This window comes from Chryseobacterium indologenes (genome assembly GCF_001295265.1).
In the GTDB taxonomy this organism is placed as follows: domain Bacteria; phylum Bacteroidota; class Bacteroidia; order Flavobacteriales; family Weeksellaceae; genus Chryseobacterium; species Chryseobacterium indologenes_A.
The window spans coordinates 104,500-119,577 of sequence record NZ_LJOD01000009.1; the positions used below are offsets into that span (position 1 = coordinate 104,500).

The following is a 15,078-nucleotide window of genomic DNA, read 5'->3' on the forward strand; positions in this document are numbered from 1 at the left end:
TTATATGTTTTAATTTTGTTCAACAGACATTTAATTTACCACTGATGTCCGAGTTTTTACTGAAGTTCCTTTTTTAAAAGCTTTCTGTAAATTTCTTCATTTTCATCATCAAAGCAGACAAAAATAACTTTTTCTATATTTTCTGATTTGAATTTTCTGACTTCATCTACAGCAATCCTTCCTGCCAAGTCTTTTGGAAACCGATAGATTCCTGTACTGATATTGGGAAAAGCAATACTTTTTACGCTAAGTCTCTCCGCCTGCTTTAATACATTTCTATAGCAGTCAGCTAAAAGTTTTGAACACTTTTCTTCATCTCCATTCCACACCGGGCCCACTGTATGAATTACATAATCAGCAGAAAGATTTCCCGCAGAGGTTACAACCGCTTCTCCGGTATTACATTTTCCCTGCCGGTTTCTGATCTCAATGCATTCCTCAAGGAGCTGCTTTCCACCTGCACGGTGAATCGCTCCGTCTACCCCGCCTCCGCCCAGCAATGAGGAATTGGCCGCATTAACGATAACGTCTGCATGGATCTTTGTGATATCTGCTTTTATCAGTTCAATGTTCATAAAATTTGCTTTTTCCCCAGTTTTCTGCTTTATTTATCCAATCAGGAAGAGTATTTTCTTGACTGCAAAGAATGCTTACTCCTCCGGCCACAGCGCAGGTTGTATCTCTGTCACCCAGTGCATCGACCGTATTCCAGAGGCATTCTTCAAAATTATACCGGTATCTTGACAACATCCAGATGACAATCGGAACGGTATCCTGAGCGGTCATTTTAACGCCGTTTCCTAATGTATTAATTACCATTTCGATGCCCGGATTTCCGTCCAAATAAAGAACTTTATTCAGCTTGCTCTTCATATCAGAATCATCCAGCTCATTCTGAATATTCCGGATAAACTCCTGCTGTACGAATTTTCTCAACCCCAGTTTTTCCTGAACTGCTAAAGCCGCTGCCAAAGCAACAGCTTTTGTTCCTTCTATGGCTTCTTTGTTGGCATGAGTTACTTCACAGGAAAGTTCTGCATTTTTTTTAAGTTGTTCTATATCATCATAAAAATAGGCTCCGATCACAGATGCTCTCATCGCTCCACCGTTTCCCATAGAGCCCTGTCCTTCAAACTTTGCATAAGAAACGTCTTTCCAGTAGTCTCCGTCTTTCACAGCCCTGAAATACTGATGCATGGAAGGCCCGTATCCCCTGTTGATGTCCAGATAATAGTTCCTGGTAAATTCTTCTGCCAGAAAGTCCTGATCAATTTCACCGAATTTTTCCAAAGATTTAAAAATGGCCACTGTCATAATTGTGTCATCGGTAAAATCCAGATCAGTCCCGGGAAGAATTCTTTGATGGATATGGCTTTTCATCAGGCTTTCCTCTCCAAAAAAGCTTTCTCCAAAGGCATCTCCTAGGGAAACTCCTGTCAGGGATTTTGAAGCGAAGAACAGCCTGTCTGTTTTCATGGTTTTAATCTCAGTTTTTTATTTAAATATTCATCTTCAAACAGCAATGGGTGCTCTTCAGGAATCATCAGGCTGTCCAGATCTCCGTTTAATACGAATGCATGCTGTTCTTTTACAAAATCTGAAATATTTTCAATGAAAAGTATATCTTCTTTGGCAAAAGAGCGGGTAAATTCATTCCTCAGGCCGATCTGTATAGCCCTTCTTTCCAGCTTCTGTCCGAAAGGGTCGTGATCCGGATCCCACTGCAGCCTTACGGAAGATTCCTTTACCTGATCCTGCCATTCTTCACGGGAAATACCTAAATTTTCATTGTAAGACGAATATACTGCATTTTCAAGGTATTTTTTAAAGGCTTCCCTCTTCAGGTGAATAGCCAGAACGTATTCCTGTCCTTCTTTGGTTCCCCATCCGTTGCGGTACATCATCCAGAGGAAATTGGGTTTTATCCAGGTCATCCGTTCCAGGCTGAAAGAGCCCCCGAAATATTGGTTCCTTACGGCAAATTCGCCTATTTCTTTACGATAGGACTGGTAAACAATGATTTTTTCATCGTCGTACTGTGCCATGATGTGATGTCCTTTACGGGGCCAGTCCTGTAATTGTTCTTTATATTTTTTTACCTTAAAATTCATTGTTCTGTTTTCAATGGTTTTGTAGTCTTCGTCCGGAAAATTATATTTTTCTTTCGGCACATTCAGGTTAAATTTCCTGATCTGGATACTTCTGAATAATTCTTCTCCTGTCAGTTTCAGGATATTTCTTCAAAAGGTTTTAATACTTCTGCTTTCTTAGTCAGCACGGCAAAGACCACTCTTTTAAATGTATTTTTATATTTTCCCTGAAAGTACTTCTTAAAAAGACCTGCGATTTCTTTGGGGTCATTTTTAAAAACACCGCATCCCCAAGCCCCTAAGATTAATACTTCATTTTCTCTGTGCAGGGCAAGGGAAAGCATTTTATCCATTCTCACCTCCATTGCCCCTAATATTTCATTCTGCTTTTCCGGTTCCTGCTTCCTGACAATACCTGCATTTACAGCGGGAGAAGTGATGAAATTACATATAACCGGTTTCTCAATCAATTCTCCTTTATCTTTTCTGAAAACGGGTACTTTAGGACTGTAGATCATCATGTCTGTATAAAAACAGGATTTCATAGCCCGGTGAACCTCGTAATAATACGGAGCCTGAAGCAGGCTTTCATGAAGTCCTGAAGTTCTTGCCAGGCTTTCTTCCTGCGCTTCTGCTCCGTTGATAAATCCACCACCGGGATTTTTTGCCGAAGCGAAATTAAGGCACATCAGCTTCTCTTGATTTTCTTCTTCTGCTAGTTGTAAAATAGCTTTCAGTGAGCTGCAGTTCCATGTCTCAAACTTAGTTTCAAAAGTAGCTTGCGGCAGCCGGGTTTCTGCCAATTCTGCAAGTTTTTCTGAAGAGAACAGAATGGTTTCACGTTTGCTGATTTCCAGCTCCTTTTCTATATCTATTCTTTCGTTGTTTTCGTTTATATAATATTTTCTGACAAGGATCTCTAAGGTATCTTTTGCCATTTCTTTATTGGTCATCGTTAGTTTTTTTATATTTAATAATAAATTCTCTACCTCATCGTTGGCAGGTTTTTTAAAGTCTTTTCCCATAAATACCCTGAGCACTTTAATTTTTCCTACAATGGCTTCATTGAATGTTTCCAGTTCTTCGGATGGAACCCATAGCTCATTATGGTTTCCGGCTCCTACATTCTGAACAGGATATTGATCTGCGGTTTCTTTAAGCACTTCAAAACCCGTTACAAAGCCAAGATAATTTCCTGCTTCATCCCTGGTATTCCACTTTTCAGCAATTTCAGAGGCATAATCTTCATCCAGCACCGGATAAAATATGGGTTGCCATTCCAATCTCGGAGGGAATTTTTTATACCCGCTTTCCATGATCAGGATCATTTCTTTTTCTCCTACAGGCCTGTAAAGTGTTGTTGTTTTCATTGCTTTTATTTTTTATCCGAAGTCGTAAACGTATACTCCGAGATTGTTTTTCAATAATGTTTTTTCAATAAGAGGTTCTATTTTTTCCCATTTTCCTCCGGCCAGTCCACATCCTATTCTCGGCATGTGGATTGTGGCATTGATCTGTAGAGCTGCTTCTGCCAGCTTTTCCAGGCATTTTTCCACGGCATCATATCGTATGGGTGGAATTCCCCCTGAACTGGTGATAATTTTGTGCTGCGCAATCATATTGCTTATCCAGATTCCATCTTCAACCTTTACCAGCTGGATTTCTCCAAGATAAAAATCTTCTCCTTTTTTAAACCATTGTCTGTATTCATTTTCCGGCTCTTTCCATTTTTTGGAAATGGCTGTTACAAAACCTTTTCCCCAGCCTCCTATATCGTTGCAGATATGGGCAATTATTTTGTTCCCTTCAGTTTCCGGAGCTGTAGCGTCACCTTGCATATACTGTATTTTCATGGCTATTCTATTTTTATTTTACCTGAATTCAGGCATTTTTCAATATTTTTCAAGGTACCGCTTTTTCTCTTTGGATCTGAATTAAAATCTACACCGAGAAAATGAGTGCACTGTGAGACACCGTAATCATCCCGTTCAGCATCTGAATGGAAACCACCGGAAAAAGTCCAGCCTGCAGCTTTAGTTTTAAAGGTGTTGATCTTATATCTTGGTTTCATCCCGATATGAAGAATGGTTACTTTTTCGGTTTTATCCTTCAGGTATTCCATCATTAGGGTATCTGTTCCTGAAAAATCACCTATAATAAACTCACAATCATCAAAGTCTATATTTTTTAGCGGAGTAACATATAATTCATGGAATTTCTCCCAAGACAGGTTTCCGTTACCAAATACATATATTTTTTTCATCATTATCTGTGTTTTTTATTATTTCAGTTGTTTAAAATCTTTTGAATACGGAGAATATGATCCGTATATTGTTTCAAATTCAGTATTCAGGTTTCCGTATTTAAATGCTTCCTCTGTCTGATCCAGGCAGGTAACCACAAGGTTCTTGCGGGTTCCGGAAATATAAGCTCCATCCAGCAGCAGTGCATAATTCAGAAGATCATAATCCAGATCACCGTAACGGAGTTCTTTCTGATATTCATTGAAAACACAGGTTTCCTCTTCATTATTTTTTAAAATCAGTTCTCTCTCATTGCTCATCCAGCCGTTTCCGTGGCGAGTGGAATAGCTTCTGGTCACATAATACATTTCTATATCTTCAATTTTAAGTCTTCTGCAAATCTCATATGCATTTTTCGAAGTGGTATGTGCGTAAGTCACATTGGGAAATACGCCGTGATCCATATCCAGCAGAATTCCCTGGCTTCCTTCAAAAATAAGGTTATCAAAAGATTCCAGATAGCTGTAATCAATGATTTTCCATTCGATCTGATCTACTGCATTCAGAAAAATATCCAGCTCTTCCCGGATCTGGTCCTGATCCATAAATCCATAGAAATAAGCAATTCCTTTCAGCTTTTCAATCAGCATTTTCCGTGGCGCCACAAGATCGGCAGCAAATAGTTTATAGGGGCTTTCATGCCTTTTCATTGTTGCTCCGATTCCTTTTCCGCAGGTTCCGTGTTCCAGATTTCTCGCATTGGTCCTGTTCTGCAAGACATCAAAAGGTGTTGTTACTTTTGCCTGAGGATGAATATACAGTTCTGTATTTCCGTTCTTCTCTTTCAATTCTTCTCTTTCATTCAGCATAAATTCCGGATGAATGGTGCAGTGTTCAGAAAAATAAGAGGGTAATCCTCTAAGCGCACCGCTCGCAAAACTGGAATGCACATGCTTTTCATTACCGATCATCACGGTATGTGCGGCCTGCTGTCCTCCTGAAAACCTTATGACAATGGAATCCGGGTTCCGGCTTGCCAGAAAATCTGTGGTGATTCCCTTTCCTTCGTCACCAAAACCCAGTCCTATTACTATTTGTGCCTTTTTCATGGTTTAAAACATTTGAATATTGTCCAGTCCGCCTGCAATTCCGGTTCCGGAAGCCGTGTTTTTAAAATGATCACATACAATTCCTTTGATAACATCCGGAATTTCGGTATGATCAGTTATGGATAGACAGTTTTTCCCAAGCAGCTCTTTCCAGCCTTTATCTGCTGTTAATGCCTGGCCTGAATGCAGAACACTGATGTGGTAAACTTCATATCTTTTCTGGGCTTCTTTCAACAGCTCTGTATGTGTATAAGTCTGCTGTCCTGTTCCCATAATTTCTCTTATCGCTGAAGCGGGAAGTACTTTAAGGCATGGCTCATCTCCTATTGTAAACAGCAATCCTTTCTGATTTCTTTTCTCGAAGGCATCTGTTCTGGTATGAAAAGCAGCAAAATACCATGCCAGAAGATAACTTTCTCCTCCATTTCCTCCGCCTCCGGATTCAATATAGGTGCGGGTAAGCCACATATCCAGCTCATCATCACCGGATTCAAACTGTCCTACCTGCAACGGGTAGCTGTCACATTCATGATCACCAATTCCCAAAAACAGGAGTGCGGGATCGGGAACGCCGCCCTGCATAATTCCTCCCATCAGTTTAGGGAGCCCATCTTTGATCAGTTCATGGGGAATATATCCCATACTTCCTGTTACATCCAGTCCTAAAATAATAGGAACGGAATTCGGGTTAGCTTCAGAATCCCGGGATTCCCTGAAAGAAATTCCTTTCGGATTCATAGATTCGTGTGCCATTCTTTTAGCATTCTGGGTGAAAATTTCACCGGCTGATTTTGATCCGTACCCAGCTTTTCTGGCTTTCTCGAAACGGGCATGCAGATCGTATTTTGTACCTCCCATAATTAAATTGTTTTTCCGAATAAATATTCAAATCTCTTTTTGGTTACTTCCAGCTGAATATTTAAGTTCCTGATGATTAATGATAATTCTATGTCTTTCTGAACAAATTCTTCGGGATGAAAATCCGCGAAGGTTAAGCTGTTCCTGTCCAGAGGGCTGATATCGATAAGACCTTCCTGCTCACGTTCCAGTCTTTTTATCCTGAGTTCAATATCCTCCACTGTTCTTCTGTAGATTAATTCTGAATCTTCTCCGATTGTGTGTGCACGGTCTTTTCTGATCTGGTCATTGTTCCTCTGTAGTGATTCAATGAACCTTGATTTCAATTCGTTTTCCATATTGGCTGCATTTGAGTTTTTTGTGTTGTTTTAACGCTAATTAAAAACGACATAGTTTTTCCTTTCTGCACAGAGCATTTTTAAATGTTGGTATACATTATATCGGTTCTCAATACGTATTTTGTTCCGCTGATCAGGATTTTTCCTTCATGTCTTAACGGATGATAGAAAACCAATGCTGATCCTTTCTTTGGTGCTACCGTAAATAAGCATTCAAATTCGGTTTCTCCTCCTTCAAAATCATCATTCAGATAGATCAGGAAGGTATAGAAACTTTTTTCATTTTCGTTACGGATATAGCTTCCGTCATGATGCATCTTAAATCGTTGTCCCGGAGTATATTTATAAACCCTGAACATTTCATTAAAATCGTGAATTTTATAATTTTCATGAACTTCAGGAAGAAAATCATATGCTCTGGTAAATAGCTTTTCTGCCAGATCACGGTCAAAGATCATCAGCCTGTCATTATTTCTTACCCCTTTACTCATCAGCTGCTTTCCGAACATGGTGATTTTGGCTTCTTCAAAAACTTTTTCTTCAGAATTATCAATACATTCGTCACATTCTGCATCTGTAAGGAAATTTTCTATCAAAAAAATCTGTGGATGTAATTCTGTTTTTTTCATAATCAATATTCTGCGTTTGGTGATTGTGTTTTTACCTTCTTAATTCATCCCTGACTTCCATTAATGCAAAACCTAAAAGATTTTCTCCGTTCCACAAAGATGGATCCAGCGCTCTTGAATCTGATTCCAGCATTCCGATTCCCCAGATGTTATCATATGGGCTGGCTTCTACAAGAATTTTGTCCCCGGTAGATAAAAGAAATGCTTTTAACTTTGGGTTTTGAGAAAATTTTAAAAAGTTTCCTTTTTTCACAATTTCATATTTATATTCATCCCAAAGTTTCGGATCAAAGTTTTTCACTTTTCTGCCCAAAGACTTTACTTCATTCGGGTTTTTGGACAGCAGAATTTTTTCCAATATTTTCCTGTCATTAAATAATCTTGCTTTTCCGGCCATCATATAATGTTCTGCCGTGTGATATTCTATTCCTTCTTCTTTAAAAGAGGCAGGAAACCACTGACTGAAACATGATTTGGTAATTTCCTCTTTTACTGTATGTCCCCAGAAAAATAAAAACTGTAATGCTTCATTTTTCTGAAATTTTTCTATAATATGCTGTAAGGTGTAATTCATTATTGCGTTATTTTTACACAAATTTAAAGGATAATTATTCTAGCTTCCAAATTTATTTGTGTTTATTTTACGCTAAATAATTTAAACAACTGATTATCAATGAATAAATTTTTAATAAAATATGAGAAGGATTGGGAATGGTTTTAACTGAAATGGGATATACCGATTATTTGATCATGAAATTTCAAGGCAGAATAATACCTTCCTCTATCGAATAAGGAGGTCTTTTGATCAGAATGCATGTTTGGTTATAGATCTGAATGTATCTTGTATAACAAATTAAAATACGGTGTCAATTAACTATAATATATATCATAGCTTCGGTTAGAAAAACTCCTGTTATTGAATAGAGCTAGATATAAATTGAAATAAAGAATTATTTGATCTCAAAATAAAACCCTTCTTTTTCAAGTTCTTCATATTTTTCCTGGTTAAAAGTAAAGAGCTTGCCAGGCCTGCCGCTGCCTTCTTTTTTAACGTTATTGGTTTCGTTGAGAAGTCCGTAACTCATGATCTTTTTGCGGAAATTACGGCGGTCTATTTCCTGTCCTATAATTGTTTTATAAAGGTTTTCAAGGTCTGAAAAAGGGAATTCTTCATTGAGAAGATTAAAACCTATAGGCTGATAACGAATTTTGGTGCGCAATCTTTGCAGCGCGGTATCAATAATGGTTTTATGATCAAATGCCAGAGACGGAAGTTTATTGACACTGAACCACTGTGCGTCTTCAGCATCAGAATCGGCAAATAATTCATGATAGGAAGGGTTCACAAGACCTAAATAAGCTACAGAAACAACCCTGTTTCTAGGATCACGCCCTACTTTTCCAAAAGTATAGAGCTGCTCCAGAAAATCAGGTTTTATACCTGCTTCCTCGTATAATTCTCGCTTTACTGCGGTATCTACATCCTCATCATCCAGAACAAGCCCTCCCGGAAGTGCCCAGCCTCCTTTAAAAGGCTCAATATTTCTCTTTATTAAAAGGATCTGAAGATCTTTTTTATCAAAATACCCGAAAATAACGGCATCCACAGCCACTTTTATATCCTGTAATTTTTTTGGAGATTCCATTGATTAATTTGCGTTACGATTACACAAAGGTACAATTAATAATAACATAAGAAAAAAAATTTACGGAATAATAAAAAGACCTACCTTTATGTTATTAATATAAACCACTTAAAATTAATTAATTATGAAAAATTTGCTATTCGCCTTATGGGCTGTATTTTTATTTACTGCCTGTGAAAAAGGTAAAACTACCACTGATAAAGGATCTGATAAAAAGGATTCTGCTGTAACAGCATGGAAGCCTGTAGATTCTGCTGCCGCCACTAAAGCCTGGATGGAATTTGCCACTCCTGGTGAACTTCATAAGATGCTGGCTAAATTTGACGGAAACTGGACCGGTACCACCACTACATGGATGGAGGAAGGTGCCAAGCCTATAACCAGCCAGTCTGAATGTACTAATAAAATGATTTTTGACGGACGCTATCAATACAGCACCTATAAAGGTGATTTTATGGGAATGCCATTCGAAGGAATGAGCATTATGGGCTATGACAATGCCAAGAAAAAATTTGTCAGTACCTGGATCGATAATATGGGAACAGGAATGATGCATGCTGAAGGTGACTGGAACGCTGCCAAAAAATCCATTGAATTTAAAGGAAAAATGACAGATCCCAGCCGTCCGGAAAAAGACTGTGACGTAAGAGAGGTCTATACATTTACCGATGACAACAATCACACCCTGGAAATGTATGGTCCCGACTGGAAAACCGGCAAGGAAATGAAAACAATGGAAATTAAATTCACCCGCAAAAAATAAAATACAGGAAAAACACCTTCTCGGAAACAGTGATTTTACTTGCTGATTTATATAATGTTATGACGAACTTTGGTATAGATAAAACCGAAACACCAAAATAATTTATACCATCATGAAAACCTTATTAACAGCCTTAATAGTAATTATTATTATCATAGGCGGAGTATTAATCATTGTTGTAGGGAAAAAACCGTTCCCCGAACCGGAGTGTATTGTATGCGGGATCAATCTTATAAGAACACTGGGCATTGCCGAAATTATTCTCGGAATTGGTGCTTTGGTAATACAGTCTAATATGATTGAAAAGCAGAGAAACTGATGAAAATAAAAGACCGGTAAAGAAATTACCGGTCTTTTTTATGATTAGTCGTTGAGTTTTAAAACTGCCATGAATGCAGATTGTGGTACTTCTACCCTTCCGATCTGCTTCATTTTCTTTTTACCTTCTTTCTGCTTTTCCAGAAGTTTACGTTTTCTGGAAATATCTCCTCCGTAACATTTTGCGGTAACGTCCTTTCTTAAAGCTTTGATTGTTTCTCTCGCAATAACTTTTGTTCCAAGCGCTGCCTGTACAGCGATATCAAACTGTTGTCTAGGAATCAGCTCACGAAGCTTTTCGCACATCTTTTTACCGATGGTGTAAGCATTACTGTCGTGAATCAGTGAAGAAAGGGCATCTACCATATCTCCGTTGATCAGGATATCCATTTTTACCAGCTTGGATGCTCTGAATCCGATTGGGTGATAATCGAACGAGGCATATCCTTTGGAAATTGATTTCAGTCTGTCATAGAAGTCGAAAACAACTTCTGCCAAAGGCATATTAAAGATAAGCTCTACTCTTTCTGAGGTAAGGTAGCTCTGATTGACGATTTCTCCTCTTTTTTCGATACAAAGTGTCATTACCGGTCCTACGAAATCAGATTTGGTAATGATTGAAGCTTTGATGAACGGCTCTTCTACTCTGTCCATGATTGAAGGATCCATCATTTCTGAAGGGTTGTTAATCAGGATCGGCACTTCAGGTTCTTTTTTGGAATATCCGAAATAAGAAACGTTGGGTACTGTAGTAATTACGTTCATATTAAATTCTCTGTCCAGACGCTCCTGTACGATCTCCATGTGAAGCATTCCCAGGAATCCGCAACGGAAACCAAAACCAAGTGCTGCTGAACTTTCCGGTTCAAATACAAGGGAAGCATCATTCAGCCTCAATTTTTCCAAAGAGAATCTAAGCTCTTCAAAATCTTCAGAATCAATAGGATAAATACCGGCAAAAACCATTGGCTTTACTTCCTCAAAACCTTCAATGGGTGCATCTGCGGAGTTTTCAAAAGAAGTAATGGTATCTCCCACTTTTACTTCTCTGGCATCTTTAATACCGGAAATAATGTATCCTACATCTCCTGTTAAAATTTCTTTTTTAGGAGCCTGCTTCAGTTTCAATGTTCCTACTTCATCAGCTTCATAGGTTTTTCCTGTTGCCATGAATTTTACCTTCTCTCCTTTTTTGATCTTTCCGTTTACAATTTTGAAGTAAGCTTCAATTCCTCTGAACGGATTATAAACTGAGTCAAAAATAAGCGCCTGAAGGGGTGCCTCCGGATCTCCTACCGGGGCAGGAATTCTTTCTACAATCTGCTCTAAAAGGTGATGAACACCTTCTCCTGTTTTTCCTGAAACTCTTAATACATCCTCATATTCGCACCCGATAAGATTCATGATTTCATCTGTAACTTCTTCAGGGTTGGCAGAAGGAAGGTCAATTTTATTAAGAATCGGAATAATGGTAAGATCATTTTCCAATGCAAGATAAAGGTTACTGATTGTTTGCGCCTGAATACTCTGTGCCGCATCTACAATCAGAAGGGCTCCTTCACAGGCCGCAATTGAGCGGGAAACTTCATATGAGAAATCTACGTGTCCCGGGGTATCAATCAGGTTTAAAATATATTTTTCGCCTTTATATTCATAATCCATCTGGATCGCGTGGGACTTAATGGTGATCCCCCTTTCTTTCTCCAGATCCATATCATCCAGGGTCTGAGACTGCAGTTCTCTTTGGGTAACTGTGTTGGTATACTCCAAAAGACGGTCAGCCAAAGTACTTTTACCGTGGTCAATATGGGCGATTATGCAAAAATTTCGTATGTTTTTCATTTAAGAACTTTGTAATTTGCAAAGATAAAAAAAAGCGAGAGATTTTATCTCTCTTATATTCATTGTATTAAATTATTTAGTTTTTCTTTAAAAATACAGGCATCATGAAAATTAAACGGCTCTCACAAATAGTCTTGTAAGAGCCGTCCAACATTAAAAAAATAAACTATTATGGGTTTTGTTTAGACTTCACATTCCCATGGATGTGAGGTTTTCTTTCATTCATTTTATCTCTCATCATTCCTTCAGACTGAAAAAGTTTCAGTACTTTCTGACAAGGAATTACCAGCTGCATTTTATCAGCATACTTCTTTCTGTTATCCAGCAGCTTCTGCCCTACTTCAAAACTCTGCTGAAGCTTGGCTTTTGCTTCTTCATCCGATAAGGTTTCCGGATTGAAGTTGGGATCAAACTGGCTTTTGATCTGCTTCTGATTTTCAAGATATTCATTGTAAAGCTGTGTAAATTCAGCTTTATCATCGGCATCAATATTCAGATTATCCATGACCATATTGTTCCTGAACTTCGTAAGAAGTGCTTTTCTTTCTTCGGGAGAAAGACTATTGATTACCTCTTTTCTTTGTTTAGGGTCCATTTTTTTCCAGTCATAGTCTGCACTCTGGGCATTCAGACCAAAACCATAAATAATAAAAAGCGTAAATAATATCTTTTTCATTTTTCTTATTAATTATACAGATCCAAATAAACGTCCTGGGTTGAATTGCTTGCCAGTTCTGCTATTTCAGAATTGGAGAACGAATCCAGATACTCATTCATTTGAGTTTCTTCTTTCTTTGATGCAGCTTTTACTGGCTGCGCAGTTTCTTTTGCAGTTCCGTTATCTTTAAACGAAGAGCTATTTCCATTTACCTGATTTGCAACTGTTTGATTATTATTTTCAACAGAAGTTAAATCAGATTTCAGCGTTTCATAAGCCAGTTCTCCTTCCGTTTTAGGTTCCTGCTTATCTGCAGCATAAGCTGTCTTCGGCTGGAATGAGGGATCATTATCAGAGTTAAAAACATAGGTAACTCCGAATATTAAAGCAATGGAAGCCGCCGCCGCATACATCCAGTTCAGTTTGAAAACAGGTACTTTTCTTTCTGTCTTCACTTCGCTCATTACCCGTTCCTGGATATTTTCAAATAGCTTATCCGGAACTTTGTAAATGTTTTTGCGTTCTAGTTTTTCTATGTCAAACTCTTTCATCTTTGTTGTTCAAAAATTATCTCTCGTAATTTTCTTTAATATACTCTTCTATCTTTTGTTTGGCATAATGATAATTTGTTTTGAGGGTCCCTACAGACATATCTACAATTTTAGATATTTCCTCATAGGGAAGATCATCATAATACCGCATCATAAATACCAGTTTCTGCTTTTCGGGCAGGCTTTGTATAGCATTCTGAAGCAGGATCTGTATTTCTTCTGCATCACCTTCCGTATTATCAGCAACCAGATTCTGCATATGATACTCTGCATCTTCATCAGTTTTCTGCATTTTCTTCATCTTATTAACCTGCTGTAATGCTTCATTGGTAGCAATCCTGTAAAGCCAGGTATACAGCTGGCTGTCATTTTTAAACTGGTGAAAATTCTGATAGGCTTTAATAAAAGTCTCCTGCAATGTATCCTGAGCAAGATCACCATCTACAATAATTCTTCTGATGTGCCAGTACAACCTGCTCTGATAAGCATCCATCAAGGCACGGACGCCTTTATCCTGGGTCCGTGGGTTTTGCATCAACGAAATAATTTCCGCGTCCTTGATCTTCATAAGATGCTTTCACTGTTTTGGATTACAAAAATAACCGAAAGTTAAATTACTTATTCAATTTTTAGTCCAAATATTGTAAATAATATGAGCAGGTTATGCCAAACCCCTTACTCTACAGAATCTTTTCATAAATATTAAAATTTCCTTACTGCCTGTTCAGGCTTTTTTTCTGAACTCATCGTAAAATCTTATCTTTGTTAGATGCAAACAGTAATTATAGGTTCAGGAAATGTGGCCTATCATATAGCCAAAGCCTTAACGTTAAAAGGAGTTTCGCCAGCACAGATTTTTGGAAGAAATGAAGCAGAGCTGAAAAATATTTCTGAAGAGCTCCATATTCCTTATTCCACAGAACATCTGGAAGATGCTGATCTGTATCTTATCTGCGTCAGTGATAATGCTGTTGAAAGTGTTTCTAAAATGATCATGAAGAAAGACGCTCTTGTAGCCCATACTTCCGGATCGCTTCCCAAAGAAATACTGGCCGGAGAATACAGAAAATCAAGCTTTTACCCTCTACAGACTTTTTCAAAATCAAAAGAACTGGAATATGAAAAAATCCCTTTTTTCATTGAAGCTGAAAATGAAAGCGATAAGAATATTTTGTTTGAATTAGCATCCAGGATTTCTGAAAATGTGATGGAAAGCGATCATGAAAAGAGAAAATACATTCATCTTACCGCAGTTTTTGCCTGTAATTTTGTAAATCATCTGTTCTCAAGAGCAAAAGAAATATCTGATTCACAGGAAATCCCGTTTGATTATTTTCTGCCGCTTATTGATGAAACGGTTCAGAAGATCCATGAAATTGAGCCTAAAAAAGCCCAGACCGGACCTGCCGTAAGAAATGACCTGAGGGTTCTGGCACTGCATGAAAAGCTGCTAAAAGATGAAAGTCTTGAAATTTATAAAACAATGAATCACTCAATTCAAAAAATGTATGAGTTATAAAGAGAAATTAAAAGATATTAAAGCCTTTGTATTTGATGTAGACGGTGTTTTTACAGATGGAAGCGTCTATCTTCTTCCCGGAGGAAATATGTGCAGGGTAATGAACGTCTTAGATGGATATGCTGTAGTTAAAGCTTTAAAAAACAATTATTTAATAGGAGTAATTACCGGCGGAAATGATGAAATGGTAAAACACAGAATCAATTATCTCGGCATTGAAGATTACTATCCAAAATCACACAATAAAATGGCTGATTTTGAGAATTTTAAAGCAAAGCACAACCTCAGAAACGAGGAAATCCTTACTATGGGTGATGACCTTCCGGATATTCATATCATGGAAAACTCTGCTATTGCTGCCTGTCCGGAAAATGCGGTTCCTGAAGTAAAAGGAATCTCCCATTATATTTCTCCCAAAAAAGGAGGGAGCGGAGCAGTACGTGATGTGATTGAACAGGTGATGAAAGTTCAGGGCAACTGGCATGATGATAATACTCAATCTGTATAAACCCGG

Annotated in this window: 20 protein-coding genes; 4 read left to right on the forward strand and 16 right to left on the reverse strand. The window is 38.0% G+C overall.

The window, feature by feature from the left end; genetic code table 11:
• Positions 1-56: 56 nt before the first annotated feature.
• From AOB46_RS14085 to AOB46_RS14145, 12 genes are all read right to left on the reverse strand, one after another.
• Positions 57-575 carry an O-acetyl-ADP-ribose deacetylase gene (locus AOB46_RS14085; RefSeq protein WP_062700461.1) on the reverse strand — a complete coding sequence of 173 codons (519 nt, stop codon included), beginning with the start codon at positions 573-575 and terminating at the stop codon, positions 57-59.
• Positions 565-1,476 (reverse strand): ADP-ribosylglycohydrolase family protein, encoded by a 912-nt coding sequence (locus AOB46_RS14090; protein ID WP_062700463.1) that lies wholly within the window; start codon positions 1,474-1,476, stop codon positions 565-567. Before AOB46_RS14090 ends, AOB46_RS14085 begins: the two co-directional genes overlap by 11 nt.
• Positions 1,473-2,171 (reverse strand): DUF4291 domain-containing protein, encoded by a 699-nt coding sequence (locus AOB46_RS14095; RefSeq protein ID WP_241489213.1) that lies wholly within the window; start codon positions 2,169-2,171, stop codon positions 1,473-1,475. Before AOB46_RS14095 ends, AOB46_RS14090 begins: the two co-directional genes overlap by 4 nt.
• 56 nt (positions 2,172-2,227) lie before the next feature.
• Complete coding sequence (locus tag AOB46_RS14100; protein WP_241489214.1) at positions 2,228-3,460, reverse strand: TIGR02452 family protein; 1,233 nt, start codon at positions 3,458-3,460, stop codon at positions 2,228-2,230.
• Between the two features lie 12 nt (positions 3,461-3,472).
• Positions 3,473-3,943, reverse strand: a complete 471-nt coding sequence (locus AOB46_RS14110; RefSeq protein WP_062700465.1) for a macro domain-containing protein — start codon at positions 3,941-3,943, stop codon at positions 3,473-3,475.
• Between the two features lie 2 nt (positions 3,944-3,945).
• Positions 3,946-4,356, reverse strand: coding sequence for a hypothetical protein (locus AOB46_RS14115; RefSeq protein WP_241489215.1), 411 nt, complete (start codon positions 4,354-4,356; stop codon positions 3,946-3,948).
• 15 nt (positions 4,357-4,371) lie between these two features.
• Entirely contained in the window at positions 4,372-5,442 is a 1,071-nt protein-coding gene (locus AOB46_RS14120; RefSeq protein WP_062700467.1) for an adenylosuccinate synthetase, read from the reverse strand.
• A gap of 3 nt (positions 5,443-5,445) precedes the next feature.
• Positions 5,446-6,300 carry a hypothetical protein gene (locus AOB46_RS14125; RefSeq protein WP_062700469.1) on the reverse strand — a complete coding sequence of 285 codons (855 nt, stop codon included), beginning with the start codon at positions 6,298-6,300 and terminating at the stop codon, positions 5,446-5,448.
• 2 nt (positions 6,301-6,302) lie between these two features.
• A complete protein-coding gene (locus AOB46_RS14130; RefSeq protein WP_062700471.1) occupies positions 6,303-6,638 on the reverse strand; it encodes a hypothetical protein in 336 nt (111 codons plus the stop codon).
• An 80-nt stretch (positions 6,639-6,718) separates the two neighbouring features.
• Positions 6,719-7,267 carry a prolyl hydroxylase family protein gene (locus AOB46_RS14135; protein ID WP_062700473.1) on the reverse strand — a complete coding sequence of 183 codons (549 nt, stop codon included), beginning with the start codon at positions 7,265-7,267 and terminating at the stop codon, positions 6,719-6,721.
• A 31-nt stretch (positions 7,268-7,298) separates the two neighbouring features.
• The gene (locus tag AOB46_RS14140; RefSeq protein ID WP_062700475.1) at positions 7,299-7,841 is read right to left on the reverse strand and encodes an NADAR family protein; all 543 of its coding nucleotides are present in this window, start codon (positions 7,839-7,841) and stop codon (positions 7,299-7,301) included.
• 376 nt (positions 7,842-8,217) lie between these two features.
• Positions 8,218-8,913 carry an NUDIX hydrolase gene (locus tag AOB46_RS14145; RefSeq protein WP_062700478.1) on the reverse strand — a complete coding sequence of 232 codons (696 nt, stop codon included), beginning with the start codon at positions 8,911-8,913 and terminating at the stop codon, positions 8,218-8,220.
• 124 nt (positions 8,914-9,037) lie between these two features.
• Here AOB46_RS14145 and AOB46_RS14150 point away from each other — a divergent pair, with 124 nt between their 5' ends.
• Complete coding sequence (locus tag AOB46_RS14150) at positions 9,038-9,676, forward strand: DUF1579 domain-containing protein (protein ID WP_062700480.1); 639 nt, start codon at positions 9,038-9,040, stop codon at positions 9,674-9,676.
• 112 nt (positions 9,677-9,788) lie between these two features.
• Complete coding sequence (locus AOB46_RS14155; protein WP_062700482.1) at positions 9,789-9,995, forward strand: hypothetical protein; 207 nt, start codon at positions 9,789-9,791, stop codon at positions 9,993-9,995.
• A gap of 44 nt (positions 9,996-10,039) precedes the next feature.
• Here AOB46_RS14155 and lepA read toward each other — a convergent pair whose 3' ends face one another.
• From lepA to AOB46_RS14175, 4 genes are all read right to left on the reverse strand, one after another.
• Entirely contained in the window at positions 10,040-11,836 is a 1,797-nt protein-coding gene (gene lepA / locus AOB46_RS14160; protein WP_062700486.1) for a translation elongation factor 4, read from the reverse strand.
• Positions 11,837-12,005: 169 nt separating this feature from the next.
• Positions 12,006-12,512, reverse strand: coding sequence for a hypothetical protein (locus AOB46_RS14165; protein ID WP_062700487.1), 507 nt, complete (start codon positions 12,510-12,512; stop codon positions 12,006-12,008).
• A gap of 8 nt (positions 12,513-12,520) precedes the next feature.
• On the reverse strand, positions 12,521-13,045 hold the full coding sequence (locus AOB46_RS14170) for a hypothetical protein (RefSeq protein WP_062700490.1): 525 nt from the start codon (positions 13,043-13,045) through the stop codon (positions 12,521-12,523).
• A gap of 16 nt (positions 13,046-13,061) precedes the next feature.
• Positions 13,062-13,613, reverse strand: a complete 552-nt coding sequence (locus AOB46_RS14175) for an RNA polymerase sigma factor (protein WP_062700492.1) — start codon at positions 13,611-13,613, stop codon at positions 13,062-13,064.
• A gap of 201 nt (positions 13,614-13,814) precedes the next feature.
• Here AOB46_RS14175 and AOB46_RS14180 point away from each other — a divergent pair, with 201 nt between their 5' ends.
• Complete coding sequence (locus AOB46_RS14180; RefSeq protein WP_062700494.1) at positions 13,815-14,564, forward strand: Rossmann-like and DUF2520 domain-containing protein; 750 nt, start codon at positions 13,815-13,817, stop codon at positions 14,562-14,564.
• A complete protein-coding gene (locus tag AOB46_RS14185; protein ID WP_062700496.1) occupies positions 14,554-15,072 on the forward strand; it encodes a KdsC family phosphatase in 519 nt (172 codons plus the stop codon). The genes AOB46_RS14180 and AOB46_RS14185 overlap by 11 nt, the downstream gene beginning before the upstream one ends.
• Positions 15,073-15,078: the final 6 nt, after the last annotated feature.